This is a genomic window from Streptomyces sp. NBC_00104, assembly GCF_045160825.1.
GTDB lineage: Bacteria > Actinomycetota > Actinomycetes > Streptomycetales > Streptomycetaceae > Streptomyces.
The window spans coordinates 6,271,494-6,297,237 of record NZ_CP108215.1 but is presented as its reverse complement, the minus strand read 5'-3'; the positions used below and the strand labels follow the sequence as shown (position 1 = coordinate 6,297,237).

Genomic DNA, 25,744 nt, shown 5'->3' with positions numbered 1-25,744 from the left:
CGTCCCCAGGGGCTGTGCCCCTTCGACCCCCTTGAGCGCCTGATGACTCGGGCAGGACTGTGGGTGGGCGGGTGCGGGTTGTGTGTGGTTGATCGCGCAGTTCCCCGCGCCCCTTCGGGGCGCGGGGTGTCGGGGGCGTCAGGCACGTACCCCCAGGTGGCGTTCGGCGAAGTCCAGTTCCAGGCGGAGCTGTTTGATGCGCTCGTCGACGACCAGGGAGCCGTGGCCGGCGTCGTAGCGGTAGACCTCGTGGACGGCGGAGCGGGCGGCGAGCCGGTCGACGTAGTTGTCGATCTGGCGGATGGGACAGCGGGGGTCGTTGACACCGGCGGAGATGTAGACCGGAGCCTTGACGGAGTCGACGTAGGTCAGCGGGGACGAGGCCTCGAAGCGCTCGGGGACCTCCTCGGGCGTGCCCCCGAGGAGCGTGCGGTCCATGGCCTTGAGCGCCTCCATCTCGTCGTGGTACGCGGTGACGTAGTCCGCGACGGGAACGGCGGCGATGCCGAGCGTCCACGCGTCCGGCTCGGTGCCGACGCCGAGGAGCGTGAGGTAACCGCCCCAGGAACCGCCGGTCAGGACGAGCCGGTCGGGGTCGGCGAAGCCGGAGCCCACCGCCCACTCCCGAACCGCCGCGATGTCCTCCAGCTCGATCAGGCCGACCCGGTGCTTGAGGGCGTCGGTCCAGGCGCGGCCGTAACCGGTGGAGCCCCGGTAGTTGATGCGGATCACCGCGTACCCGTGGTCCAGCCAGGCGGCCGGTCCTGCCGCGAAGGAGTCGCTGTCGTGCCAGGTCGGGCCGCCGTGGATGTCGAAGACGGTGGGGTACGGGCCGGACACCCCGGCCGGGCGCTGGACGAGGGCGTGCACCCGGCCGCCGGGTGTGTCCACCCAGACGTCCTCCACCGGCACCGAGCCGGGGGACTTCAGGCCCGGCGGATCCAGCACCACCTCGCCGGTCGTGGAACGGACGACCGGCGGTTCGGCGGCCGAGGACCACAGGTACTCGACGCTGCCGTCGGGACGGACCGTGGCCCCGGAGACCGTGCCTCGCGGGGTGTCCACCCGCTCCAGGCCGCGGGACACCAGGTCGTAGCGGAACAGCTCGCTGCGGGCCTCGAAGCTGTGGGCGACGAGCAGCGCGGAGCCGTCCGGATACCACTCGGCGCTCAGGTCGCCCTCCAGCCGGTCGGAGAGTCCCAGGTCGGTCTCCTCGCCGGACGCCACGTCCCAGACGAGCGGCTCCCAACGACCGCCCCGCTGGTGGCCGATGAGCAGCCGGGTGTCGCCGTCGACGGGGGCGAAGCCCAGCACCTCCAGGCCCAGCTCGATCGTGCCGCCCTTGGTGTCGTCGAGCTCGGCGACCGTCGTGCCGTCCGGCCGGACCACACGCAGCGCCGAGTGCATCGCGTCGCCGTGCTCGGTGTGCTCGATCGCGATCAGCGAGCCGTCGTGCGAGAGGTCGCCGACGCCGGCCGACTCACGGTGGCGGTAGATCTCGACGGGTGCCTCGCCCCGCCGGGACAGATGGATCGTGGAGCCGTCCTCGTCCGTGGAGCGGCCGACGATCGCCGTACGGCCGTCACGGCCGAGGGCCAGGCCCGCCGGATACGACGGGTCCAGGCCCGGGGCGGCCTCCTCGTCCGGGCCGCCGTGGAACGGCTGGCACCGCCAGACACCGAACTCGTCCCCGTCCTTGTCGTCGAACCACCAGATCCACTCACCGTCGGGCGAGAGCACACCGTCCGTCGTGCCGTTGGCCCGGTTCGTGGCCTGGCGCTGCTCGCCGGTGGCGCGGTCCCACGCGTACAACTCGTACGTGCCCGTGGCGTTGGAGACGAACAGCGAGCGGTGCGGCGCGTCCTCCGCCCAGTCCGGCAGGGACACCCTCGGTGCCCGGAACCTCTTCTCCCAGTCGGGCATGGACCCGCTCTGCTCCTGCGGGGTGGCCCCGTTGCTCTCAGTCATGGCCCCATACTGCCCCGCCCGCGCGGCAATGTGCCGCCGAGGTCCCCAGCCTGTGGATAACTTCGGCTCCCGACGGGTTCACCCGGGCCGACCGTCAGTGGTCAGCCGGACCGTGAGTGGTCAGTGGTCAGTGGTCAGTGGTCAGCCGGACTGTCAGTGGTCGGGTGCAGACTCGCTCCATGACCTCAACGACCCCAAGGGCCGATCTGCGCAGGACCGTCGAGAGTTTCTGGGCCGCCGCCGAGGGGCGGGACTGGGCCGCGTTCGCCGAGACACTGGCGGAGGACGTCGTGTACGAGCTGCCGCAGACACGGGAACGGATACGCGGCAGGGAGCGGTACGTGGAGTTCAACCGGGAGTATCCGGGCGACTGGCACGCCCGGATCGAACGGATCGTCGCGGAGCCGGGGCAGGTCGTCAGCCGGGTGCACGTCACCGTGGGGCTGGAGGAGATGTACGCGATCTCCTTCTTCACGGGGGACGAGGACGGCCGGATAGCGACCGTCACCGACTTCTGGCCCGAGTCGTACGAGCCGCCGGCCGGGCGTGAGCACCTCGTCGAGCGGTACTGAGGGGCGGGCCCACCGGGGCCGTGGGGGCCGACCCCGCGACCGGGCACCCGGCGCGGGCACCGTACGGTGGAAGGCGTGTACCGGTTTCTGCTGACGCCCCGATGGTGGGGGATCCACGTCTTCGTGCTGCTCGCCATCCCCTTCTGCGTGTTCATGGGGTCGTGGCAGCTGAGCCGGTTCGAGGACCGGATGCAGGACCATCGCGCGGCGACCGAGCGGATCGACCCGGCGGACCGGGCCCCGGCGCGGCCGCTGGACGAGCTGCTGCCGGTGGACAAGGAGACCTCGGGCGAGCCGGCCACCGTGACCGGGCGGTACGGCGAGCAGCTCCTGGTGCCCAACCGTGAGGTGGACGGCAGGACCGGCTACTACGTGCTGACGCTGCTGCGCACCGACGAGGGCAAGGCCCTGCCCGTCGTACGGGGCTGGCTGCCCGGCACCGCCGACCCCGACCGGGCCCCGGCGGCGCCGTCCGGCGAGGTCACCGTCACCGGTTCGCTGCAGGCGTCCGAGACCCCGGGGTCGAACGGCGTGCCGGTCCAGGGCGGGCTCCCGGCCGGGCAGACCTCGGCGATCAGCGCGGCGACGCTGGTGAACCTGGTGCCGGACGATCTGTACGACGCCTGGATCACCCTCGACAAGGCCGACTCGGGCATGAAGGCCGTCCCGGCGACCACCCCGCAGGGCTCCGGGCTCGACCTCAAGGCCTTCCAGAACCTCGGCTACACCGGCGAGTGGTTCGTCTTCGCCGGCTTCGTCGTCTTCATGTGGTTCCGCCTGGTCCGCCGCGAGGTCGAGTTCCTCCGCGACGCGGAACTGGGCCTGCTCCCGGCCACCGACCAGTCGGACGACAACCGCACGGACGAGAGCCGCGCGGAAGAGAGCCGAACGGAAGAGAACCGCACGGACGAGAACCTTCCGGACGAGGAAGCCGCGAGCGAAGGCCACCCGGACGAGAACCGCTCCCGGGAAGCCGAGCCGGCCCAGTAGGACCGAGGGCTCGGCCCCGTGGTCCGGCAAAGAACCTCGGTCACCGTCGGGCCGTCCCCGTCCAGGCCCAGTGGGTCTCCCGTCCAGGCCCGGCGGATCCCCCGTCCAGGCCCGGCGGGCTCCTCGTTCAGGCGCCCGCCAGGAGGCCCGTTCGGTAGACCACACCCGCGCAGGCGTTGGTGACGGCTGTCGTGAAGGTGGCGATGCCGCCCTCGGCGGTGTGGGAGACGAGGACGCTGCCGTCGACGGGCCCGTCCTCGGTGAAGAGCTGGGTGGAGACGGAGTTGGAGCCGTCGGTGGTGGTGCCGGGGGTCGCCTCCCCCGTGGGCGTCGGTTCCGTCGAGGGGTCCGTGCCGCCGGTGCCGCCATCGGTCGTACCACCGCTGGTGGTGGGGCAGGGCTCGGAAGGCACCCAGGCGAACCGCACCTCGTACGCCGCTCCCGGCGCCAGCACCAGCTGGGTCGGGGACAGCGAAGGATCGGGCAGTCCGGCCGCCACGTCCCCGGCGACGTGGTTCGCCACGGTGATCTTCGCCCCGTCCGCGGCACCCTGCGCGGTGGTGCTCACCCCGCCCGCGCCGGTGACCGTACAGCTCGTGCCGGAGACGTTGGAGACGCGGAACGTGCCGTAGACGGCGCCGCTGGAGTCCGGTGCGCCCACGCTGGCGCCGCCGCCGAGCTGGGCCGCCGTGCACAGGGCGGAGGCAGCGGTCGTGGGCGTCGCCTGGGCGCCGCCCGTGGAACCGCTGTTCTCGCCCTTGCCCTTGTCGCCCTTGTCCTCGTCCTTGTTCTTGCCGGACTCCTTGGAGCCGCCGGAGGAGCCGCCCGACGAGCCGCCACCGCCGGTCTGCCCCTTGGACTGGCCGGCGGTCCCCTGCGTCTGCGAGCCGTTGCCCATGATGGAGGGGTTGACGTCGGAGCCGGTGGAGTTGGAGACGTGGACGAGGGCCGGGATCGCCGTGCCGATGAAGAGCGCGGCGGCGGCCATGCCGACGACGGCCTGCCGCTTGCGCGCCCGCCTCGCCGGTACCGCCCGCCGCAGATGCTCCAGCGTGCCGTCCTTGGGCTCGATCTCCGACACCGCGTGGTGCAGCAGATTGCGCAGCAGCAGCTCGTCCGACTCGAACCCGCCGATCCCCTTCGCCTCGGAGCCGTTCAGACCCGAGCCGTTCGAACTCGAGCCGTTCGAACTCGGGCCGTTCAAACTCGGGCCGTTCAAACTCGGGCCGTTCAAACTCGAGCCGTTCGAACTCGGGTTGTCCGTACCCGGGTCAGCCGAATTCAGGTCGGCAGACCGCGAGTCGTCCACACCCGAGTCGTCCGCACCCGAGCCGCCCGACCCTGAGCCGTCTGGCCCTGAGTCACCCGACCCTGAGTCGCCCGACCCTGAGCCGTCCGACCCCGGATCATCCGAACCCAAGTGGTCCGAGCCCAAGTCGTCCGAGCCCAAGTCGTCCGAGCCCAAGTCGTCCGAACCCGATTCGTCCGAACCCGATTCGTCCGGAGCGCGGCCTTCGAGATCCTGGCCCTTGGGGTGGGGGCCTTGTTCTTCACGGCCGTGATTCACAGTTCCGTTCCCAGCGTGCGATTGCGTTTCTTCGTGCTCTTCGAGCACGCGCCCCCCGGCGCGCCCGTCCCGCCCGCGCTGTTCCGCGCGTTCGTCCTCGCGCCCCTCGGCGCGTTCCTCGTCGTCCCGGCGGCCCCAGGAGGCGCGCCTGCGGGCACCGAGCCCGTCGCGACCGTCCCGTCCCTCGGGTCCGTCGCGCCCGTCGTCCTTGCCGTGCGTGCTCATGCCGGCGCCTCCATGGCGACGCGCAGTGCCGCGATGCCCCGGGAGCCGTACGCCTTGACCGAACCCAGCGATATGCCGAGGGTCTCGGCGACCTGGGCCTCGGTCATGTCGGCGAAGTAGCGCAGCACGAGGACCTCGCGCTGCCGACGCTGGAGCCCCTTCATCGCCTTGATGAGGGAGTCGCGCTCCAGCAGGTCGTACGCGCCCTCCTCCGCGCTCGCCATGTCGGGCATCGGCTTCGACAGCAGCTTCAGACCGAGAATGCGGCGGCGCAGTGCGGAGCGCGAGAGGTTCACGACCGTCTGGCGGAGATAGGCGAGCGTCTTCTCCGGGTCACGGACGCGCTTGCGCGCCGAGTGCACGCGGATGAACGCCTCCTGGACGACGTCCTCGCAGGAGGCGGTGTCGTCGAGGAGGAGCGCCGCGAGGCCGAGAAGCGAGCGGTAGTGAGCGCGATAGGTCTCGGTGAGATGGTCGACCGTCGTACCGGAGGCCGGCACCGTCGACGTGTCGTCCGCGCCGTCGCGCTGATTGGGTATGCGGGTCGGCCGCGCCGCGGGCATCGGCGCGATCACCGGCATGCCGCCGGCCGAACCGGGCAAGCGGGGACGGCGGGGTGGACGAAGGGCGGTGCCCCTCGTCTGTACCGCGGTGAAATCGAGTACCTCTGCCACGCCTGTTGGACCCGCGACCCCCCGTCGGGGTTGTACGCGACAGGCATCTCTTTTGCGTCAGACCGCACACGTGTCCGTACGGCATGTGCGCTGATCGGTACGGCAGCCGCGACGGTCGGCACGCTGCGCGCGACCGTCGGTACGACCCACCGAACACCGGACAGCGCGTCGAACGCCCTCATGCGTACCAGCTCTTCCCCTATGCCCCAAGTGTTGGCGCCCAGCCCCGCCGAAGGGCGCCCGTTAAAGACGCTCCCCGTCCGCCGCGCGGTTGCGGCGGACGGGGAGAAAAATCCTCGATCCCCGGGAGGCCTGAATCAACCCGGGAAAACTCCGCGACGGCACGGCCGGAAATTCTCCGCCCGCCGAACCGTCGACTCGAAGAACTTACACGCCACTACCGACAACGGCCCACGCCACTGTCGCCGCGTCTACGCGCGGCGACAGTCGATCTACGCACGGCTCCGGGCGGCCCGCAGCCGAAACGACGGACAGTGCACTCAGAGGCAACGGACAGTGCACCCTCAGGCAACGAACAGGACGCCCCGGGCAGCGGCGGCAGGCACTACGCCCGCTCCGCCGCCACCAGTTCCGCGATCTGGGCCGTGTTCAGGGCGGAGCCCTTGCGCAGGTTGTCGCCGCAGACGAAGAGTTCGAGGGCGGTCGGGTCGTCGAGGGCCCGGCGTACGCGTCCGACCCAGGTCGGGTCGGTGCCGACCACATCCGCGGGGGTGGGGAACTCCCCCGCGCCCGGTTCGTCGAAGAGGACGACCCCGGGGGCGGTGGCGAGGATCTCACGCGCCTTGGCGACCGTGACCTCGCTCTCGAAGCGGGCGTGCAGGGTGAGGGAGTGCGCGGTGACGACCGGCACCCGTACGCAGGTCACGGCGACGGGCAGCTTCGGCAGTCCGAGGATCTTGCGGGTCTCGTCCCGCACCTTCATCTCCTCCGACGACCAGCCGTCCGCGCGGAGCGACCCGGCCCACGGCACCACGTTCAGCGCCACCGGCTCGGGGAACGGCCCGGTGTTGTCGCCCACGGCCCGCCGTACGTCACCGGGCCTGGTCCCCAGTTCCGTACCGGCGACCAGGGCGATCTGCTGCCGCAGGGTCTCCACGCCGGCCCGGCCCGCGCCGCTGACCGCCTGGTACGAGGAGGCCACCAGCTCGCGCAGCCCGAACTCGGCGTGCAGCGCGCCGAGCGCCACGATCATGGAGAGGGTCGTGCAGTTGGGGTTGGCGATGATCCCGCGCGGCCGGACCCGGGCGGCGTGCGCATTGACCTCGGGGACGACGAGGGGCACCTCCGGGTCCATTCGGAAGGCGCCCGAGTTGTCCACCACGACCGCGCCCTTGGAGGCGGCGATCGGCGCCCAGTGCGCCGCCACCTCGTCCGGTACGTCGAACAGGGCGACGTCGACCCCGTCGAAGACGTCCTCGGCGCCCTCGGTCAGACCCGTCACCTCGACCTGCTCCCCGCGCACGGCCAGCTTGCGGCCGGCCGAGCGCGGGGAGGCGATCAGACGGATCTCGCCCCAGATGTCGGCCCGGTGGGACAGGATCTGGAGCATGACCGTGCCGACGGCACCGGTCGCGCCCACGACCGCGAGCGTCGGCCTGCCGGTGCGCCCGGCATCGACGGCCCTCAACGACCGAAGCCGCCGTCGCACCAGCAGCGCGCACCGTACGAGCCATACGAGCCGTACGAGCGGACCGTCATCGTCCGGTACCCCCGTAGACGACGGCCTCGTCGCTGTCGGAGTCGAGTCCGAAGGCGGTGTGCACAGCGCGCACGGCCTCGGGGACGTCGTCGGCGCGGGTGACGACCGAGATGCGGATCTCGGAGGTCGAGATGAGCTCGATGTTCACGCCCGCGTCGCTGAGCGCCTCGAAGAAGGAGGCGGTGACGCCCGGGTTGGTCTTCATCCCCGCGCCGACCAGGGAGATCTTGCCGATCTGGTCGTCGTAGCGCAGCGAGTCGAAGCCGATGCCCGCCTTGTTCTTCTCCAGGGCGTCGATGGCCTTGCGGCCCTCGGTCTTGGGGAGGGTGAAGGAGATGTCCGTCAGACCGGTCGTCACGGCGGAGACGTTCTGGACCACCATGTCGATGTTGACCTCGGCGTCCGCGATGGCGCGGAAGATCGCGGCGGCCTCGCCCGGCTTGTCCGGGACGCCGACGACCGTGACCTTGGCCTCGGAGACGTCGTGGGCGACTCCGGAGATGATGGCGTGCTCCACCTTGTGGTCCCCTTGCGACTCTGGCTTCTCGTTGCTGACCCAGGTGCCCGGCAGTCCGGAGAAGGACGAGCGGACGTGGATCGGGATGTTGTAGCGGCGGGCGTACTCGACGCAGCGGTGGAGCAGCACCTTCGAACCGGACGCGGCCAGTTCGAGCATGTCCTCGGAGGAGATCCAGTCGATCTTCTTCGCCTTCTTCACGACCCGCGGGTCGGCGGTGAAGACGCCGTCGACGTCGGTGTAGATCTCACAGACCTCCGCGTCCAGCGCGGCGGCCAGCGCGACGGCGGTCGTGTCCGACCCGCCGCGGCCGAGGGTGGTGATGTCCTTCTTGTCCGCGCTGACGCCCTGGAATCCGGCGACGATGGCGATGTTGCCCTCGTCCAGCGCCGTACGGATCCGGCCGGGCGTGACGTCGATGATCCGGGCTTTGTTGTGGACCGAGTCGGTGATGACGCCTGCCTGGCTGCCGGTGAACGACTGGGCCTCGTGACCCAGGTTTTTGATCGCCATGGCCAGCAGTGCCATGGAGATACGCTCTCCGGCGGTCAGCAGCATGTCGAACTCACGCCCGGCAGGCATCGGTGACACCTGCTCGGCGAGATCGATCAGCTCGTCCGTCGTGTCGCCCATCGCGGAAACGACGACGACCACCTGGTGGCCGTTCTTCTTCGCTTCCACGATCCGCTTGGCGACGCGCTTGATGCCCTCGGCATCGGCTACGGAGGAGCCTCCGTACTTCTGCACGACAAGGCCCACGTGCGCTCCTCGCTCCGTTTCGGTCCCTATATCCGCACATACACACGTACTCATTCGTATGGACACGTGCTGCGGCGGTCGGCTCAGTCTATCGAGCGGCCGAATATCCCTTCCCTGGTATCGCATGGTGAGATGTCCCGCTCACCCTTTGATCACCTGGGTTTTCTCCGGACCTTCCACCGGTTTCACCCGGCTTCTCGTCCGGACCTTCGACCGCTCCGGGAACGTCTCTGCCCAGGTCGTCGCCGAACAGTCGGCGCGGACGGGGAAAAGTGCCTGGAGTCACACCGAGAGCCCCCTGCGACGGCGGAACCCCAACTTTCAAGCACTAAGGTCATGGCCGTGCGCGTACTTCTGGTGGAAGACGACGAGCCGGTCGCCGAGTCGCTGCGGCGTGGGCTCCTGCGGTACGGCTTCGCGGTGGAGTGGGTCAACACGGGCGGGGCGGCGCTGTCGTACGACGGCCCGTACGACGTCGTCCTCCTCGACCTCGGCCTGCCCGACACCGACGGCCTCGACGTCTGCAAGGCCCTGCGGGACCGCAGCCAGGTGCCGATCATCGTGATCAGCGCCCGCAGCGACGAGACGGACCGCGTGGTCGGCCTGGAGCTCGGCGCCGACGACTACGTCTCCAAGCCGTTCGGCGTACGCGAGGTGATCGCCCGCATAAGGGCGGTGATGCGCCGCGTGCAGCCGCGCGCCGCGGACGCGCCCGCCGGGCCCGACCGCTACGGCACCCGTCTCACCGTCGACCGCAAGGCCGCGCGCGTCCACCTCGACGGTACGGAGGTGGGGCTCGCCCCCAAGGAATACGACCTCCTCGCCTTCCTCACCGAGGAGCCGGGGGCGCTGATGTCGCGCGAGCAGATCATGGAGGCGGTCTGGGACGCGAACTGGTTCGGGCCGACGAAGACGCTGGACGTCCACGTGGCCGCGCTGCGGCGGAAGCTGGCGGGGGCGATCACGATCGAGGCGGTGCGGGGTGTGGGGTTCCGGCTGATCGTGAACGAGGGCGAGACCGTCAAGGACGTCAAGGACGCTGACGTCAAGGGCGCTGCCGTCAAGGACGCCGACGTCGAGGACGCTGCCGTCAAGGACGCTGCCGTCAAGGGCGCTGAGGGCTCCGGCGCCTCATGATCCGTCAGCTGCTTCGCAGTTACGTCGTTCTCGTCGCCGTCGCGATCGCGCTGTTCACCGTCCCGGTGGCGTTCACGCTCACCTCGCAGTTGCGGGGCGACACCGTCAGTTCCGTCGGGCGCGAGGCCGAGACCATGGCCCGTCTGCTGGGCAACGGCGACGACGCCTCCTGCGAGGCGCTGAAACGGCTGGCCAAGGCGTACGAACCCGCCGAGGTCAAGGTCCAGGTGGCCACCACCAACGGGTGCACGCCCGAGGGCCTGACCGCTCCCGCCCGCGACACGGCGCTGACCAGGGCGCTGCGGGACGGCGAGAAGACGGAGGACTGGGGTTCGGACTTCATCTGGGGCAAGCACCTGGTGGTCACCGTTCCCGCCCGCGACGCGACGACGGGCGATGTGGTCGGCGCCGTACGCGTCGTCTTCTCCACCGACCACCTCACGTCCCGTCTCTGGCAGATCTGGGGCTTCCGGGCGGGGCTGGCCGTGCTCGTCCTCGGGGCGGCGGCGGTCATCGGTGTCTTCGTGGCCCGCCGGCTGACCCGCCCCCTCCTCCAGCTCAACGAGATGGCGAGCAAGCTCAGCGACGGCGACCTGACGGCACGCTCCCCCGTGACGGGCCCCCAGGAGACGCAGACCCTGGCGCGCACGCTGAACCAGGCGGGCGAACGACTGGACACGCTGATCGCGTCGCAGCGCATCTTCGTCGCGGACGCCTCGCACCAACTGCGTACCCCCCTGACGGCGTTGCGGCTGTCCCTGGACAACATCGCGGACGGCACGGACGACGAGTTCGTACGGGAGGACGTGGAGCAGGCCACCGCCGAGGTGGTCCGGATGAGCCGCCTGGTCAACGGCCTGCTGGTGCTGGCGCGGGCCGAGGCGAAGGTGACGGCGGCGGAACCGCTGTCCCTGCGCGACGTCATCCAGGAACGCCTCGACGTGTGGAGACCGGCCGCCGACGAGCGCGGAGTCACCATCACGCTCAGGGGGAGTGCCGACGGCCGGCCGCTTGTGCTGGCCAGTCCCGGTCATCTGGACCAGGTCCTGGACAACGTGCTGTCCAACGCCCTGGAGGTCTCACCGGACGGTGCGGCCATCACGGTCCTGGTGGAGCCGCGGGGCGATGAGGTGGTGCTGTCGGTGCTGGACGAGGGGCCCGGTATGTCGGACGCCGAGAAGTCCCGCGCCTTCGACCGCTTCTGGCGCGGTCAGGGCCTCACCGGGAGGTCCGGTTCGGGCCTCGGCCTCGCCGTCGTCAAGCAACTCGTCACCGACGACGGCGGAACCGTGGCCCTCAAGGACGCGCCCGGGGGCGGGCTGCGCGTCGCGCTCACGCTGCGTGCGGCGCGGCCCGGGGGTGGCTGAGCGGGAGGGCTGAGCCGGGGGGTGGTCGGCTCAGCCCCGGCTGTGGCCGGCGGGGGCTGCCGCTCAGCCCTCGGGCATCGCCGACGAGTGGTGGTTCACGATCTTCCACACGCCGTTCCGCTTCTCGTACTCGTACGTGTAGCGGGCCTCGACGACACGCTTCTTGCCGGTCTTCGGGTCGGTGAGCGTGAAAGCGTACGTACCGGTGTCGATCGCGGAGTTGCTGTCGAGCACGTTGATGATCGTCTGGATCTTCTTGCCCTGGGGCTTGTTCTCCAGGAAGTGGTCGAAGTAGTCGACGATGCCGGCACGGTTGGTGCGGACCTTGTTGGAGACGGTCGGCAGGAGCACCGCGTCCTTCGCGTAGCGATCCGCCACCTTCTTCGCGTCGCCGGTCCGCAGCGACTTGTTCCAGCCGTCGAAGAGCGCCGCGATCTCCTTCTTGGAGGGCTTCTTCGGCGTGGCCTCGGCACCGGCCGTGCTGACTCCGGCGGTGACGGTGCCTACGGTGACGACGGCGGCGGCTGTGACGATGGCGGCGCGTATGCGGTTCTTGCGGGTCATCGCGATCTCCCGTGCGAGGTTGGGGTGTTACTGCCTCCGCTTCCTGTGCGGTGGAAGTGACTCAAGATTCGCGTGACGCCGGTTAGGGGCCGTGCAGTGGACGTACAGGCCCGGGGCAAGGTTCGTACAAGGTGTCCCGGAGGGTGGGCGGGGCGGGGTCAGGGCGCTTCGTCCGGAGGGGGCCCGGCAACGAGCCGACGCACGTTCCTGCCGAGTTTCGAGTTGCCGAGCGAACGCAGGGCGTCGTCGCTCACGCCGGCCGCCAGTTCCTCGGCGCGTTCGTCCTCCCCGGCCCCGCGCAGCAGCACGACCTGGTAGGCGCGGACGAGGAGGGTCACGGGCGAGGTGACGCCCAGCTGACGGCGGGACAGCGCGACGGCGGCTTCGGCCAGGGCGACGGCCCGCTGGGAGTAACCTTCCTCGGCTGCGGTGCGGGCCAGAGCCAGCACCTGCACGGGGTCTTCCGGATCGTGGTCCGGGGACCCGCTGAGGGACCAGACCGCGTGTCCTGCCCCGTCGGCGGAGGAGTTGGTCGTCGGCGTCGCGCGGGGCACCCCGCGCGCGTCATCCGCACGCGATCGGTCCTCGCCCAGGGCACGCTCCGCCTCCCGGGCGTGCGCGAAGGTCGCCCCGAGAGCGCGCGTCTGTTCGTCCGCCTCCGCCAGCGTGCCGGCCAGATTGCTCCGCGCTCCGACCGTGTCCTGGTGGTCGGGGCCGAAGAGACGCTCGCAGTCGGCCAACGTCCGGATCCTCAGTTCCAGGGCCCGGTCGACGTTCCCGGTCATCAAGCAGACCTCGGCCAGGGCCTCCCGCGCGATCCTGGTCTCTTCGTCGTCCGGTCCGTTGGCGTGCAGCGCGGCGCCGAGCGCCCGCTCGCACAGCGCCACGGCGCGCGGACCGGGTTCGCTCAGCGCGAGCAGCATGCCGGCTCTGGCGAAGAGCATCGCGGTGTCCGCCGTGTCCCGCTCCGCCGGATACCGCGCGGCCAAAGCCTCCACATGCGTCGCCCAGACCCGTCTCCCGGGTCCGAGCAGGCCCCTCATGTCGCGCTCGTCGACTGCCTGATCCCACCGGGACGCGGCCAGGTTCAGCAGTTGGACGGCGACCCGGCGCCCCCCGGCGGTCTGGGCCTCCACCCGGTGCGGATCCCCGGGATCCGTCGTGCGGGTCACCGCCTGCACCAGTCGGTGCACCGAGATCGTCCCGTCCCCCAGGGTGATCATGCTGTGTGCGGCCAGCCGCCGGATCGCCTCGGTGGCGTCCAGCGGGTCGCCGGGCAGCTCGACGTACTCGCGGGGGATCCCTTCCGAACCCCACCAGGAGAGGATCTGCAGCAGCATCGCCACCCTCGGCGTGTCCGCGAGCCGGTCGAGGGTCACCCGCCAGACCCGTGCGAGGGTCCGCTGCGCGTCACCGCCCTCCGGGCCGGTGGCGTACAGGGTCGCCGGGCGCCGGGCGAGGAGACCCAGGTACGTCCGGGGCGTGATCCCCGCCTCGCGGCAGTACGCGGCGGCCTGGTCGATCGCCAGCGGCAGACAGCCCAGTTCGGCGCACAACTCCTCGACCCCGTCGGCCGGTCCGGCGTGGATGCGGGTGAACAGCTCCACGGCCTCGTCGAGTCGCAGAACATCCAGGTCCAGCGTCCGCCCGATCCCGCGCCAACTTGTCGCTCCCCGGCGGGTGGTGACGAGGAACCGGCCGTTCGCCGCCCGCGCGAGCAGCGGCTCGATGTCGGCGGGGTCGTCGACGTTGTCGAGGACGAGAAGCCAGCCGCCATGGGCGGACAGCCACTGGAGCGTACGTTCCCGGAGGGCGGCCTCCGGGAGCGTGCCGGCCAGCGCGGGCGTCAGGGCCCGGCCGAGGTCGGCGAGGCCCGCGTCCAGCTGGGCCGGGGACTCGGCGGCGATCCACCAGACGGGGTTGACGTCGACGCCCCGACCTGCGGCCCACTCCACCGCCAGGGTGGACTTTCCGACGCCACCGAGCCCGTGCACGGCGTGCACCACGACCCCGCCGGGCGCCTCGAACGCCTCTTCCAGCAGGGCGAGTTCACGTTCCCGCCCGACGAACTGCACGGTCCGCCGGGGCAGATACCGCACCGGCCCGGTCACCGCTCCGGGTGCGAGCGCCTCGGCGGGCAGTACGGTCGCCCGCTCGACCTGCGTGACGAAGTCCCCGGTGGCCACCTGCCGGATGTCCCGCCCGGCCGCGACGGCCCGCTCCCCCGAGGCCTCGACCGAACGCCCGCCGGACGCCTCCCCCGCCGATCCACCACTCACCGTTCGCCCCCGTCCGCGCGCGCGACCCGTGGGTCACATCATGACGGCTGTGGCGCGGCGAGTGGAGGTGCCGGGACGCCCGGACGGGACGAGGCGGCTCGGTCCACGTACTCCGGCACGTACCCCGGCATCGGCCCGTCCGCTTCACATTCCGCGCGACATCCACGGCGCGCCGGAGCCGATACACCCCGGCGTGCATCACCTCGGTCACCATCGAGCCTGGCCCGCCCCTCGCCGGGTGTGCGGCGGTTCGGGTCGGCCGCGAGGGGCATGTGGACGGTGACCCACGTCGGCACCCCGACCCTCGACGGCGACACCATTCCACCGCACCGGAACTCCGAACCGACCCCGCAAACTCCGTACCTGGCCCCTGAGTTGCTGCTGACCGCCGTGCGCACGGCTCAAGCCGACCGAGAGGAACCCCACCGTGAGTGAAGTGCGACTGACCGAGACCTTCCCCAGTGCGTCGGGGGACGTGCGGTGGGGCAGCCTCGGGGATCCCGGACTGGATCCGGTCGTCCTCCTCCACGGCACGCCCTTCTCGTCGTACGTCTGGCGGGGCGTCGCCAGCGCACTGGTCGGCACCGGCCGGTACCAGGTCTTCGTGTGGGACATGCCCGGCTACGGCGAGTCGGACATGCACACCGGTCAGGACGTCTCCCTGGCCGCCCAGGGCCGGGTCTTCGCCGAGCTGCTGAAGCACTGGGCTCTGGAGGAACCCCTGGTGGTGGCCCATGACTTCGGCGGGGCCGTGTCGCTGCGGGCGCATCTGCTGCACGGGGCCCGGTACCGCGCGCTCGCCCTCGTCGACCCGGTGGCGCTGGCTCCGTGGGGGTCCCCGTCCTTCCGGTTGCTCGGCCGGCACGCCGAGGTCTTCGAACAGCTGCCGCCCGCGCTGCACCGGGCCCTGGTGCGTGAGTACGTGGGTTCCGCGAGCAGCCCCGGGCTGCAGCCGGCGGTCCTCGACCGGCTCGTACAGCCGTGGCTCGGCGAACACGGGCAGCCCGCCTTCTACCGGCAGATCGCCCAGGCGGACCAGGCCCACACCGACGAGATCCAGGACCGGTACGGGGAGATCGGCATCCCGGCGCTGGTGTGCTGGGGCGAGGACGACGGCTGGATTCCGCTGGCCAAGGGGCGGGAGCTCGCCGAACGCATCCCGGACGCCCGATTCGAGCCGATCGCCGGTGCGGGGCACCTCGTCCAGGAGGACGCGCCCGCCGAACTCACGGCCCTGCTCCTGGACTTCCTGCGGGCGAAGACTGACTAGAGGGTCCCCAGAGCCGGTGCGAAGGCGATGAGGAGGGGGAGGAGGGCCAGGAGCGCGGCGGCCGTCGTGGTGGCGGCGCGGCGGGCGCGGTCCAGGCGCGGCGGCGGTTCCAGCAGCCGCTCCACCCGGTCGCCCAGCAGACGGCGGGTGTTGGAGCAGCTCAACACGCCCCGGTGCTGGTTGAGTTCGATGAGGGCGAGGGCCGTGGTGAGGTGGCCGCAGCGGCGGGACGCCGTGTCGTCGGCGGCCAGTTCGACCAGCCGGTGGGTCTGGTCGGCGAAGTGCGCGAAGAGGGGGACGCGCGGGAAGCCCGTGGCGAGGGCGGTGGAGAGGTGGAGCAGCCAGTCGTGACGGGCGCGGGCGTGACCGAGTTCGTGGGCGAGCACGGCGTCCAGCTGGCGATCACTCAGCTTGCCCAACGCGCCTGTGGTGACGACCAGTTGGGGCGGCGAGCCCGGCATCAGCCACGCGTCCGGGTACTCGTCCTCCAGGACCAGCAACGGGCCCTTCGCCTGCGGCAGGCCCGCCGGGAGGTCGGGGGCGCGCTCCCGCAGATGCGCGCGGCGGACGTGACGGCGACGCCGGGCCTCGACCAGCTCCCGGGCGAGCATCGCGCCGCTCCACGCCGCCCCACAGGCCAGCGCCAGCGTCAGTACGGCCGTCCAGGGCGGCGCGGCCGTGAGGTCGTACGCGGCGGTCACGGCCGGGGGTGCCGGGGCGAAGGCGTGCGTGCGGACCGTCTCGAAGACCGCCGCCGCGCCCAGCACCAGCGCCGCGAGGCAGCTCAGCAGCGCCGCCGCCACCAGGCACTGCCACGCCCACAGCGCGACCACGGGTTCCCGCTCGGGCCACACCGCCTTCAGCAGGGCTCGGGGGCCCAGCACTGCGGCGGTCAGGGCCACGGCGGCGAGAAGCAGCAGGAGAACGGTCACGTCAATGGGTCCGGTTCCTGTCGGGGGGCGAGGGCGTGCGGGTCGCTGACGTACGTATGCGTATGCGGCTACGGCCTCCGCAGCCGAGAGGACACGCTACCCGGGAACACGGCGGATGCCATCGGCGGAAGCAAGCCGTGAGCGAAGCGTCACGGCCCCCGGTGACGGACCCGGTGACGGACCCGGTGTTCGGAGCGGATCGCTCAGCGACCTGCGCACCGGCTGGGGTAGGCGGGGGTCTTCGACCAGGCGCTCCCACTCCTCACGGCGCCGATCCCGAAGTACCCGAGCCTGGGCGGCCTGTCCGCTCTCCAGCAGACCCCTCGGTCTCCGCCCTGATCCACCGAACGGGGTTGTACGCGTGCGCCCGCTCCGAGGCCCCATGAGCGGCCAGGGTCGACTTGCCGATGTCGGCCGACGAACATCGGAGCCGCGTGGTCCCCGGTGAACCGTGCCGATCGACCCGCTCGCCGCGATCGGTCTCTCGCCCGACGACTCCGCCGTCGCCCCCGTGTCCGCGCCCGTCAGGTGCCCGTGGACGCCGAACCGATGTCACCGCCCGCCGCGATGGAGCCGTGGCCGGAGGCGGTCACGTTCGTGCCGGGGCCGGGGCCGGGAGCGGCGGACGGGGCGGTCTGCGAGGTCTGCGGTGGCGCGGCGGGCGGGGCCGTGCCCCCGGTGGAGGCCGAGGCGATGTTGCCACCGGCCGCGATGGCGCCCTGACCGGAGGCGGCCACACGGTTGCCGGGGGCGCCCGGGTCGGGGGCCGGAGCGGGAACCGGGGCGGGGGCCGGGGCCGGGGGCACGGTCGAGGCACCGCCGGTCGACGCGCTGTCGATGTTGCCGCCCGCGGCGATCGCCCCGGCACCGGATGCGTCGACGTTCCGCGCGGGCGGCGTGGGGGCGGGGGGCGTCGACGGCGACGAGCCGCCGAACTGCGCGATGGCGGCGAGCATGAGCCCGATGACACCGACGGACCCTCCCGCCACGCTCGCGATCTGATCGGCCGATCCCAGGTCGACGAAGGCGAACCCGACCAGCGAGACCACACCCAGCCCGGCGATCGCAAGACCGGCCCATGCCCATGGCTTCAGTGTCATGGGGGAATTATGGCGTGCACCTGGGACGTATGGGCGGGAAAGGTCCAAGTCGGTACCCGGCAGGGCCGGTCGCTACCGGCCCGGGGGCGGGGGCCCGGCGGATTCGTGAGGCCCGGAAAGCCCAGGCGGGTCAAGGGGTTCGGGACGTTCGTCCACGCCCGCCTCCAGGACGGCCGGGGCATCCAGCCCGGCGGTCAGCATGGTCACCACGGGGTGGTCGTCGTCCAGAGTGGCAGTCGACCGACTCGGCCGGAGGGCACGCGTGCGGCGCCAGCACGCCGACGCTGTTGATGTGCAGGCCCACCGAACCGGCACCGGTGAACGCCTGCGCGATGTTTCCACCGGCGGCGATGGCATCCGCGCCGGAGGCTTCCACGCCGGGGCGACCCTCGAACAAGGCACTCATACGTCACATGATGACCGCCCGTGGCGTAAACCGTCATGCGTACGGCGGGAGTTGGACGCGCCGCGCTCTCGCGCCCGCCCCCGCCGCGCGACGTGTCCCGCCGTGAGAGCCGCACCTCGCCGTGAAGCGTGAAGCGTGCCCGTGCCCGTGCCCCGTCGCACGGACGGTGAGCGGCTACTTCACCTTCCGCAGGCCCAGCGGGCCCGCGATCTCCTCCTCCATGACCGCGCCCGCCTCGAACTCCAGGGTCTCGTCGCCCATCATTTCCTGGTCGGTGTCGAGACCGTCCAGCTCGGCGAGGGGCTGGTTGAGACGGACGTGGGCGACCAGGGACTGAAGGGCCCTGAGCGTCGCCGAGGCCGTGGAGCCCCAGTTGGAGAAGTAGGAGAACTGCCACCACCAGAGGGCCTCGCTGGTGCGGCCCGCGCGGTAGTGGGCCATACCGTGACGGAGGTCGGCGATGACGTCGGCGAGGTCGTCGGAGATACGGGCCGGGACCGGCGCCTTGCGGGGCTCGTAGGGGTCGAAGACCTCGGAGTAGACGTCGACCGGGTCGAGCATGACGGCGAGGCGCTCGCGCAGCTCGTCGACGTCCGGCTCGGGGCCCGGGTCGGGCTCGTAGCGCTCGTCCGGCACGATGTCCTCGTGCGCGCCGAGCCGGCCGCCGGCCAGGAGCAGCTGGGAGACCTCCAGGAGGAGGAAAGGGACGGCCGAGTCAGGCTCGTCGCCCTTGGCCACCTCGGTGACGGCGACCAGGAAGCTCTCGATCTGGTCCGCGATCTGGACCGCGAAGTCGTCCGGGTTCAGGTCCGTCGCGTGCAGCGTGGCGTCAGACATCGAGCAATCGTCTCCCCTCGAAGGCGCGGCCGAGGGTCACCTCGTCCGCGTATTCCAGGTCGCCGCCCACCGGGAGGCCGCTGGCCAGGCGGGTGACCTTGAGGCCCATGGGTTTGATCATGCGGGCGAGGTACGTGGCCGTGGCCTCGCCTTCGAGATTCGGGTCCGTGGCCAGGATCAGCTCGGTGACCGTCCCGTCGGCCAGACGGGTCAGCAGCTCCCGTATCCGCAGGTCGTCCGGGCCGACGCCCTCGATCGGGCTGATCGCGCCGCCGAGGACGTGGTACCGGCCCCGGAATTCGCGAGTGCGTTCGATCGCCACGACGTCCTTCGGCTCCTCGACGACACAGATGACCGTCGGGTCGCGGCGCGGGTCGCGGCAGATGTTGCACAGCTCCTCCTGCGCGACATTGCCGCAGGTCGCGCAGAAACGGACCCTCGCCTTCACTTCGAGGAGGGTCTGCGCGAGCCGCCGTACGTCCGTCGGCTCCGCCTGCAGGATGTGGAAGGCGATCCGCTGCGCGCTCTTGGGACCGACGCCGGGCAACCGCCCCAGTTCGTCGATGAGGTCCTGGACCACGCCTTCGTACACGGACTGCCGTCCTTCCTGGTGTCTTTCAGTACGTACCGTAGTCGGCCGCCGCCGTTCCGAGGAAGGCGGTACGGGGCACGGATGGGCTCGGAGGGGGGTCGCGTGGGAGTCCGGAGGGGGTTACGGACGGCTTGCCGAGCGGCTTCAGAAGGGCAGGCCGGGGATGCCCGCGCCACCGCCGCCGAGGCCCTGGGCGAGGGGGCCCAGTTTCTGCTGCTGGAGGGTCTGGGCGTTCTCGTTGGCCGCCTGGACGGCCGCGACGACCAGGTCGGCGAGCGTCTCGGTGTCCTCCGGGTCCACCGCCTTGGGGTCGATCTTCAGGGCGCGCAGTTCTCCGGAGCCGGTGACGGTGGCCCGCACCAGGCCGCCGCCCGACTGACCGTCCACCTCCGTCTGCGCGAGCTCCTCCTGCGCCCTCGCCAGGTCCTGCTGCATCTTCTGAGCCTGCTGGAGCAGCTGCTGCATGTTGGGCTGGCCACCACCGGGGATCACGTTCAGCTCCTCGCACGAGTTCTCTCACGGACGTCGCCGTGGACGTTCTTTCGGTCGCCACGAGCCTACGTGGTCGGCACGGCCTGTGCCGCGCCACTCTTTCGAGTGAGCCGGCGGGAATTCGTATACCTGATCAAGGTCCTCTTCCAGGGGGAAAAGCGGTGAAAACGGGGTCTTCGCCACCCATTGGGAGGTAGGAAGGGTCCGGCCGCGTCGGGGTGCCTGTACGTGCCTGTGAGTGCCTGTACGTGTGTCTCGCACTGTCGTCAGCAGCGTCGTCAGTAGGGAGTGCCGGGTGAGCCAGCCGGAGATGCAGCCCGAGGGGGGACCCCAGGACGGGCGGGGTGAGGGGTCCGGGCTGTGGGCGGAGCCGTGGGCGGCGGTGACCGGGCCGTGGGTGGGGGATCTGGCCGGGCGGCCGTTTCCCCGGGGGGACTGGGGGGCGCCGGCGGAGCGGCTGGAGGAGCTGTACCACTGGGTGGAGCGGGCGGCTCTGGAGACCGCCGCGTGGTATCTCGCGGACCGGGTGTGGAAACGGCTGGCGGCCCGCGTGCTGCGGGTCGGGGCGGCGACGGGGGCGCTCGCCGGGGCCGCGCTGCCGTTGCTCGATCTCACCGGGGCGGTGGGCGGGGTGGCTCCCTGGGGGTATCTCGCGCTGCTGTCCTGCGTCGCGTGCGTCGCGGTGGACCGGTTCTTCGGCGTCACCTCCGGGTGGATGCGGGACGTCGCCACGGCCCAGGCGGTGCAGCGGCGGCTCCAGGTGCTGCGGTTCGACTGGGCGTCCGAGAGTGCGCGGGAGGTGCTGGGACCGGCGGAGGGGACGGCCGGGGAGGCCGCCGAGCGGTGCCTCGGGGTGCTGCGGCGGTTCTCCGAGGACATCACGGAGCTGGTGCGGGCGGAGACGGCGGACTGGATGGTGGAGTTCCGGACGGGCGCCGCACCGCTGGGTGCGCAGACGGGGGGTTCCGTCTCCCGGCCCGAGGGGAGCGCCAACGGGCGGGTGCCGATGCCGCCGGGGTCTCGACCGAACATGCCTCGTCAGCGGCCGCCGGAGGCTCGGTAGCCGCCGGGGGGTGCGGGGGGCCTTTTCTCGCCCCCGCCGCCCCTACCCGTTCCCATCCGGCGTTCCCATCCCCCAGGGGCGCTGGCCCTTCGACGCCCGGGGGTGTCATCGGGTGCGTTGTTCGGCTGCCGGTGGGTGGGGGCTCGCCCGCCTCGACGAGATCTACGCGGCCTTCCGGGAGCGGGGCGCGGTGCTGCTCACCGCGTGTCCGCCCGACCCCGGGGCGATGCTCGGCCTGCCCGGGGCGCTCGCCCGCCCCCTCGCCCGGCGACAGCGGGCCGTCAACACGGTCGTGCACGCTCTCTCCGAGCGTCACGGGGGCCGGTCGCGCAGTTCCCCGCGCCCCTGATAAGACAACACTCAGTCGGCCTTCGCGTACGTCACCGACTTCCCCGCCGAGTCGACCCGTCGCAGCTGTCCGTCGGGCAGGAGGGTGACGGTGGTGGCGGCGCCCGGGGAGCAGGAGGCGGCCGGTTCGCCGGTGGTGACGGTGGAGGGGCCGATCCGCAGGGGGCCGTCGTCGGCGGGCTCGTCCGTCAGCGCGGCCTCGAACACGCAGTGGTACGTGCCGCCGCCTTCGAGCGGGCCGTCCGCCGTGAGGGAGAGCACGGTGTCGCCGACCTCGCCCTGCTGGATGACGAGTTGCCGGGTGTCCGCGCCGTCGGAGCCGGCGAGGGTGGCGTTCCAGGTGCCGAGGAACGCCTCCGGGATCGTGCCGGCGTCGGGCGACTCGGTGGTCTCCTCCGGGGAGACCCCCGGGTCCGTCGGCCGGTCGGTCTCGGGCCCCGGCGTCGGAGGCGCGCTCGTCGCCGGCCCGCCCTTCGCGTCGTCCTCCTTACCGCCGTCGTCCCCCTTCTTCATCAGGGCGTACACCGAGCCGCCCGCCCCGAGCGCGACCACCAGCGCGACCACGACGAGGAGCACGGAGGAGCGCCGGCTCCCGCGCGGGTCCTCGGGCTGCCCGCCCGGGCCCGCCCCGGCCCCGTAGAGGGGATTCGGCCCGTACGGCGGCGTCGAGCCCAGGCCCGGCCCGGCGGCGGCGCCGGGTCCCTGCCCTCCCCCGTAGGGCCCCTCGTAGGGCCCCTGCCCGTACGCCCCGTACGGAGCCTGCGGCGCACCCTGTGGATAGCCGTAACCGGGGGCGGCGCCGGGCTGCTGCCCGTAGCCGTGGGCGGGTTGCTGGGTGTACTGCTGCGGGAAGCCGTACCCGGCGGGCGCCGGCCCGGGCGGGGCGGTCGGCGGAGGCGGCTGCGAGCCCGTCCCCGCGATCCGCGTCGGCATCCGGTCCAGGGGCGCGGCACCCGGCGCCCCCGGCGGAGGCGGTACGGCGCCCCCGGACGCGGCGGCCGGATGCTCGGGCGGGGACGCGGGGACGCCGGACGGGGCGCCCGAGCCACCGTACGGAGAATGGGGGGCGCCGAGCGGGTACACGGGCGGAGCCGACGGCGGACCTGCGGGAGCGGGCGGGGTCGCGGAAGCGGGCGCCGCCGGAGCCGAGGGCTGGTCCGCGGGACCGGACCGCGGCGCGGCGGTGGGCCGGGCCGGTGCCGAGGAAGCCGCCGCGGCCGGCTGCCCGGCGGGACCGGACACCTCTGAGCGACCTGGATCCGCCGGACCTCCCGACCCACCGGGACCGCCCGACCCACCCGGGCCACCCGCGGCCGCCGCACCCGCCCCGGCCGCCGCACCCCCCGGAACCGCCGACCCGCCCCGACCTCCGGCAGCCGCCGAACCCCCTGCGGCCCCCGGGGCACCCGCCCCCGGCGCTCCCGCGCCCGCCGACTCCTCCGGATCCTCGGCGTCCAGCAACTGCACCGCGTGCCGCCCCAGTTGGGCCACGAGGGCACTCGGCAGCCACGGATCGCGCGACCGCCCCGCGAAGACCGTGTCCTCGGCGCCCGTGCGCTGGAGGATCTGGGCCAGGGTGGGGCGGGCGGCCGGGTCCTTCTTCAGGCAGTCGCGGACGATGTCGTAGAGGCCTTCGGGCAGCCCCTCCAGATCCGGTTCCTCCTGGGCGATGCGGAACATCAGGGCGTGGACGCCGGAGTGGGCGGCGCCGAAGGGGAGGTTGCCGGTGGCGGCGTAGGAGAGGACGGAGCCGAGGCAGAAGACGTCGCAGGCGGGGGTGATGCGGTCGCCGCGCACCTGCTCGGGGGCCATGAACCCGGGCGAACCGACGAGCGCGCCGGTGCGCGTGAGCCCGCCGTCCGTGACGGTCTCCAGCGCCCGCGCGATACCGAAGTCGATGACGCGCGGCCCGTCGATGGTCACCAGCACGTTGGAGGGCTTGAGGTCCCGGTGGATGAGCCCGGCCGCGTGGATGTCCTCCAGCGCGTGTGCGAGCCCCGCCGCGAGGATCCGTACGGACCGCTCGGGCAGCGCCCCGTGATCCCGCCCGACCACGGCCTGCAGCGACGGCCCGGCGACGTACCCGGTGGCGACCCACGGGATGGCCGCCTCGGTGTCCGCGTCCAGCACCGGCGCGGTCCAGTACCCGCCCACCTGCCGCGCGGCCTGCACCTCCTGCCGGAACCGGGCCCGGAACTCCTCCTGCTCCGCCAGTTCCTGCCGGACCAGTTTCACGGCGACGGTACGGCCCCGCTCGGACCGGGCCAGGTACACGTTCCCCATGCCGCCCGACCCCAGCCGCGCGAGCAGTCGGTACGCCCCGATGCGTTGCGGATCCCCCGGCCCGAGCTTCTCCATGGCCACCGTCCCCCGTCTCCCCCTGCATATGTGTACGCGTACGTACGGGTACGTCGCGTACGTGCGCAACGGACCGATCGTAGTGCGGCCGTACGGGGAGGCGGATGGAGCGGTGTCTACGGTTCCGTAACAGCGGCCGGTGCCGTGCCGGCCTCCGGATCCGCCGCGAGGTGGTCCAGAGCGCCCGACAGCGCCTGCTCGCGCAGTTCCCCGCGCCCCTGAAAGACACGGCCCCTGCGGGCCGAAAGCCCGGGGCGCAGCCCCCGCTTTTCAGGGGCGCGGGGAACTGCGCGACCGGCCCCCACCGGACCCGCACCCGCCAGACCACACGCATCCCCGAGCTCGCAGGCGCCCCACGCAGCGGCGCAGCCCCTCGCGGGGGCGACACACTGTCGTGCTCGGACGGCCGCACGCATACAAATCGCCCGTGCCCTCCCCCCACAGCCACCCCCTAGCCTCACTCCATGACCCCTCAGCCAAACCCCCAGGCCGGCGCCGCGGTGAAGGCCGCGGACCGTGCGCACGTGTTCCACTCCTGGTCCGCGCAGGAACTCATCGACCCGCTCGCCGTCGCCGGTGCGGAGGGCTCGTACTTCTGGGACTACGACGGCAACCGCTACCTCGACTTCTCCAGCGGCCTCGTCTACACGAACATCGGCTACCAGCACCCGAAGGTCGTCGCGGCGATCCAGGCGCAGGCGGCGACGATGACGACGTTCGCCCCGGCGTTCGCGATCGAGGCCCGCTCGGAGGCGGCCCGGCTGATCGCGGAGCGCACCCCCGGCGACCTGGACAAGATCTTCTTCACCAACGGCGGCGCCGACGCGGTCGAGCACGCCGTCCGCATGGCCCGGCTGCACACCGGCCGTCCCAAGGTGCTGGCCGCGTACCGCTCGTACCACGGCGGCACCCAGCAGGCCGTCAACCTCACGGGCGACCCGCGCCGCTGGGCCTCCGACACCGGCACGGCCGGGGTCGTGCGCTTCTGGGCGCCCTTCCTCTACCGGTCCCGCTTCCACGCGGAGACGCAGGAGCAGGAGTGCGCCCGCGCGCTGGAGCACCTGGAGACGACGATCACCTTCGAGGGGCCGTCGACGATCGCCGCGATCATCCTGGAGAGCGTCCCGGGCACGGCCGGGATCATGGTTCCGCCGCCGGGCTATCTGGCCGGGGTCCGGGAGCTCTGCGACAAGTACGGGATCGTCTTCGTCCTGGACGAGGTGATGGCGGGCTTCGGACGGACGGGCACCTGGTTCGCCGCCGACCTCTTCGACGTCGTGCCCGACCTGATGACCTTCGCCAAGGGCGTGAACTCCGGTTACGTCCCCCTCGGCGGCGTGGCCATCTCCCCGGCCATCGCCGAGACCTTCGCCCGGCGCCCCTACCCCGGCGGTCTCACGTACTCCGGCCACCCGCTGGCCTGCGCCGCCGCCGTCGCGACGATCGGCGTCATGGCGGAGGAGGGGGTCGTCGAGAACGCGGCCACCCTCGGCGCCTCGGTCATCGAGCCCGCCCTGCGCGAACTGGCCGAGCGGCACCCCTGCGTGGGCGAGGTGCGCGGCACGGGCATGTTCTGGGCGCTGGAGCTGGTGAAGGACAAGGAGACCCGCGAGCCCCTCGTCCCCTACAACGCGGCCGGCGAGGCCAACGCGCCCATGCTCGCCTTCGGCGCCGCCGCCAAGGCGAACGGTCTCTGGCCCTTCATCAACATGAACCGGACCCACGTCGTCCCCCCGTGCACCATCACGGAGGCCGAGGCCAAGGAGGGCCTCGCCGCCCTGGACGCGGCCCTGTCCGTCGCGGACGAACACACGGTATGAGGCCGTAGTCCTCCCCGTGCCCCCCGGTCCCCCCGCTATTTCCCCGCGTTTTCCCCGCGGGACCCGCCGCCGTGCCGAGCAGAAGGGCGAAAACCTCTCCGGAACCCGAACGCGTAAGGTGACGTGCTCGTAAGAGACATCGGAGAGCACGCACAGGATGCGTACGCGTACGCGGATGGGGGACCCA

General features: G+C 72.2%; 20 protein-coding genes and 1 pseudogene. 8 read left to right on the top strand and 13 right to left on the bottom strand.

The features are described from left to right. Nucleotides 1-138: 138 nt before the first annotated feature. The gene (locus OG272_RS27765; protein WP_326579653.1) at nucleotides 139-1,968 is read right to left on the bottom strand and encodes a prolyl oligopeptidase family serine peptidase; all 1,830 of its coding nucleotides are present in this window, start codon (nucleotides 1,966-1,968) and stop codon (nucleotides 139-141) included. 179 nt (nucleotides 1,969-2,147) lie between these two features. Between OG272_RS27765 and OG272_RS27760 the strand changes: the two genes are divergently transcribed. Beyond that, complete coding sequence (locus OG272_RS27760; protein WP_326579655.1) at nucleotides 2,148-2,540, top strand: nuclear transport factor 2 family protein; 393 nt, start codon at nucleotides 2,148-2,150, stop codon at nucleotides 2,538-2,540. A 75-nt stretch (nucleotides 2,541-2,615) separates the two neighbouring features. Beyond that, nucleotides 2,616-3,530, top strand: coding sequence for an SURF1 family protein (locus tag OG272_RS27755; protein ID WP_326579657.1), 915 nt, complete (start codon nucleotides 2,616-2,618; stop codon nucleotides 3,528-3,530). A gap of 127 nt (nucleotides 3,531-3,657) precedes the next feature. Here the strand turns inward: OG272_RS27755 and OG272_RS27750 are convergent, their stop codons facing one another. The 4 genes from OG272_RS27750 to OG272_RS27735 all read right to left on the bottom strand — a co-directional run bounded on the left by OG272_RS27750 (nucleotide 3,658) and on the right by OG272_RS27735 (nucleotide 8,992). Further along, nucleotides 3,658-4,734, bottom strand: a complete 1,077-nt coding sequence (locus OG272_RS27750) for a hypothetical protein (protein WP_328223758.1) — start codon at nucleotides 4,732-4,734, stop codon at nucleotides 3,658-3,660. Between the two features lie 584 nt (nucleotides 4,735-5,318). Then, complete coding sequence (locus OG272_RS27745) at nucleotides 5,319-5,996, bottom strand: SigE family RNA polymerase sigma factor (protein ID WP_383999219.1); 678 nt, start codon at nucleotides 5,994-5,996, stop codon at nucleotides 5,319-5,321. Nucleotides 5,997-6,561: 565 nt separating this feature from the next. Next, on the bottom strand, nucleotides 6,562-7,644 hold the full coding sequence (locus OG272_RS27740) for an aspartate-semialdehyde dehydrogenase (protein WP_326579661.1): 1,083 nt from the start codon (nucleotides 7,642-7,644) through the stop codon (nucleotides 6,562-6,564). 67 nt (nucleotides 7,645-7,711) lie between these two features. After that, nucleotides 7,712-8,992 (bottom strand): aspartate kinase, encoded by a 1,281-nt coding sequence (locus OG272_RS27735; protein WP_326579663.1) that lies wholly within the window; start codon nucleotides 8,990-8,992, stop codon nucleotides 7,712-7,714. Between the two features lie 342 nt (nucleotides 8,993-9,334). On the opposite strand from OG272_RS27735, the gene OG272_RS27730 reads away from it, so the two are divergent. Together OG272_RS27730 and OG272_RS27725 are read left to right on the top strand one after the other, a co-directional pair. Then, entirely contained in the window at nucleotides 9,335-10,129 is a 795-nt protein-coding gene (locus OG272_RS27730) for a response regulator transcription factor (protein WP_405895136.1), read from the top strand. Continuing rightward, a complete protein-coding gene (locus OG272_RS27725; protein WP_405895135.1) occupies nucleotides 10,126-11,496 on the top strand; it encodes an ATP-binding protein in 1,371 nt (456 codons plus the stop codon). The genes OG272_RS27730 and OG272_RS27725 overlap by 4 nt, the downstream gene beginning before the upstream one ends. A 63-nt stretch (nucleotides 11,497-11,559) precedes the next feature. On the opposite strand, the gene OG272_RS27720 is transcribed toward OG272_RS27725, so the two are convergent. Both OG272_RS27720 and OG272_RS27715 read right to left on the bottom strand, forming a co-directional pair. Beyond that, nucleotides 11,560-12,060: an SgcJ/EcaC family oxidoreductase gene (locus tag OG272_RS27720; RefSeq protein ID WP_405895134.1), complete on the bottom strand. Its 501-nt coding sequence runs from the start codon at nucleotides 12,058-12,060 to the stop codon at nucleotides 11,560-11,562. 158 nt (nucleotides 12,061-12,218) lie between these two features. Continuing rightward, nucleotides 12,219-14,339 (bottom strand): tetratricopeptide repeat protein, encoded by a 2,121-nt coding sequence (locus tag OG272_RS27715; RefSeq protein ID WP_405895133.1) that lies wholly within the window; start codon nucleotides 14,337-14,339, stop codon nucleotides 12,219-12,221. A 427-nt stretch (nucleotides 14,340-14,766) separates the two neighbouring features. Between OG272_RS27715 and OG272_RS27710 the strand changes: the two genes are divergently transcribed. Continuing rightward, nucleotides 14,767-15,609 carry an alpha/beta hydrolase gene (locus tag OG272_RS27710; RefSeq protein WP_327728447.1) on the top strand — a complete coding sequence of 281 codons (843 nt, stop codon included), beginning with the start codon at nucleotides 14,767-14,769 and terminating at the stop codon, nucleotides 15,607-15,609. On the opposite strand, the gene OG272_RS27705 is transcribed toward OG272_RS27710, so the two are convergent. The 5 genes from OG272_RS27705 to OG272_RS27685 form a co-directional block, all read right to left on the bottom strand. Beyond that, complete coding sequence (locus OG272_RS27705) at nucleotides 15,606-16,541, bottom strand: M56 family metallopeptidase (protein WP_327728448.1); 936 nt, start codon at nucleotides 16,539-16,541, stop codon at nucleotides 15,606-15,608. The two genes, OG272_RS27710 and OG272_RS27705, sit on opposite strands and share 4 nt — an antisense overlap. A 524-nt stretch (nucleotides 16,542-17,065) precedes the next feature. Beyond that, nucleotides 17,066-17,641, bottom strand: coding sequence for a hypothetical protein (locus OG272_RS27700; protein WP_405895131.1), 576 nt, complete (start codon nucleotides 17,639-17,641; stop codon nucleotides 17,066-17,068). Between the two features lie 580 nt (nucleotides 17,642-18,221). Then, on the bottom strand, nucleotides 18,222-18,884 hold the full coding sequence (locus OG272_RS27695) for a DUF5063 domain-containing protein (protein WP_327728450.1): 663 nt from the start codon (nucleotides 18,882-18,884) through the stop codon (nucleotides 18,222-18,224). Beyond that, a complete protein-coding gene (gene recR / locus OG272_RS27690) occupies nucleotides 18,877-19,476 on the bottom strand; it encodes a recombination mediator RecR (RefSeq protein ID WP_326579680.1) in 600 nt (199 codons plus the stop codon). The genes OG272_RS27695 and recR overlap by 8 nt, the downstream gene beginning before the upstream one ends. Nucleotides 19,477-19,620: 144 nt before the next feature. Continuing rightward, the gene (locus OG272_RS27685; protein WP_326579682.1) at nucleotides 19,621-19,968 is read right to left on the bottom strand and encodes a YbaB/EbfC family nucleoid-associated protein; all 348 of its coding nucleotides are present in this window, start codon (nucleotides 19,966-19,968) and stop codon (nucleotides 19,621-19,623) included. A 295-nt stretch (nucleotides 19,969-20,263) separates the two neighbouring features. On the opposite strand from OG272_RS27685, the gene OG272_RS27680 reads away from it, so the two are divergent. Continuing rightward, on the top strand, nucleotides 20,264-21,031 hold the full coding sequence (locus tag OG272_RS27680) for an SLATT domain-containing protein (RefSeq protein ID WP_327728451.1): 768 nt from the start codon (nucleotides 20,264-20,266) through the stop codon (nucleotides 21,029-21,031). 145 nt (nucleotides 21,032-21,176) lie between these two features. After that, nucleotides 21,177-21,350, top strand: a pseudogene (locus OG272_RS27675) (SGNH/GDSL hydrolase family protein); the annotation flags it as partial. 41 nt (nucleotides 21,351-21,391) lie between these two features. On the opposite strand, the gene OG272_RS27670 reads toward OG272_RS27675, so the two are convergent. Then, entirely contained in the window at nucleotides 21,392-23,737 is a 2,346-nt protein-coding gene (locus OG272_RS27670) for a serine/threonine-protein kinase (RefSeq protein WP_405895130.1), read from the bottom strand. Between the two features lie 464 nt (nucleotides 23,738-24,201). Here OG272_RS27670 and OG272_RS27665 point away from each other — a divergent pair, with 464 nt between their 5' ends. After that, nucleotides 24,202-25,557 (top strand): aspartate aminotransferase family protein, encoded by a 1,356-nt coding sequence (locus OG272_RS27665; RefSeq protein WP_327728453.1) that lies wholly within the window; start codon nucleotides 24,202-24,204, stop codon nucleotides 25,555-25,557. Nucleotides 25,558-25,744: the final 187 nt, after the last annotated feature.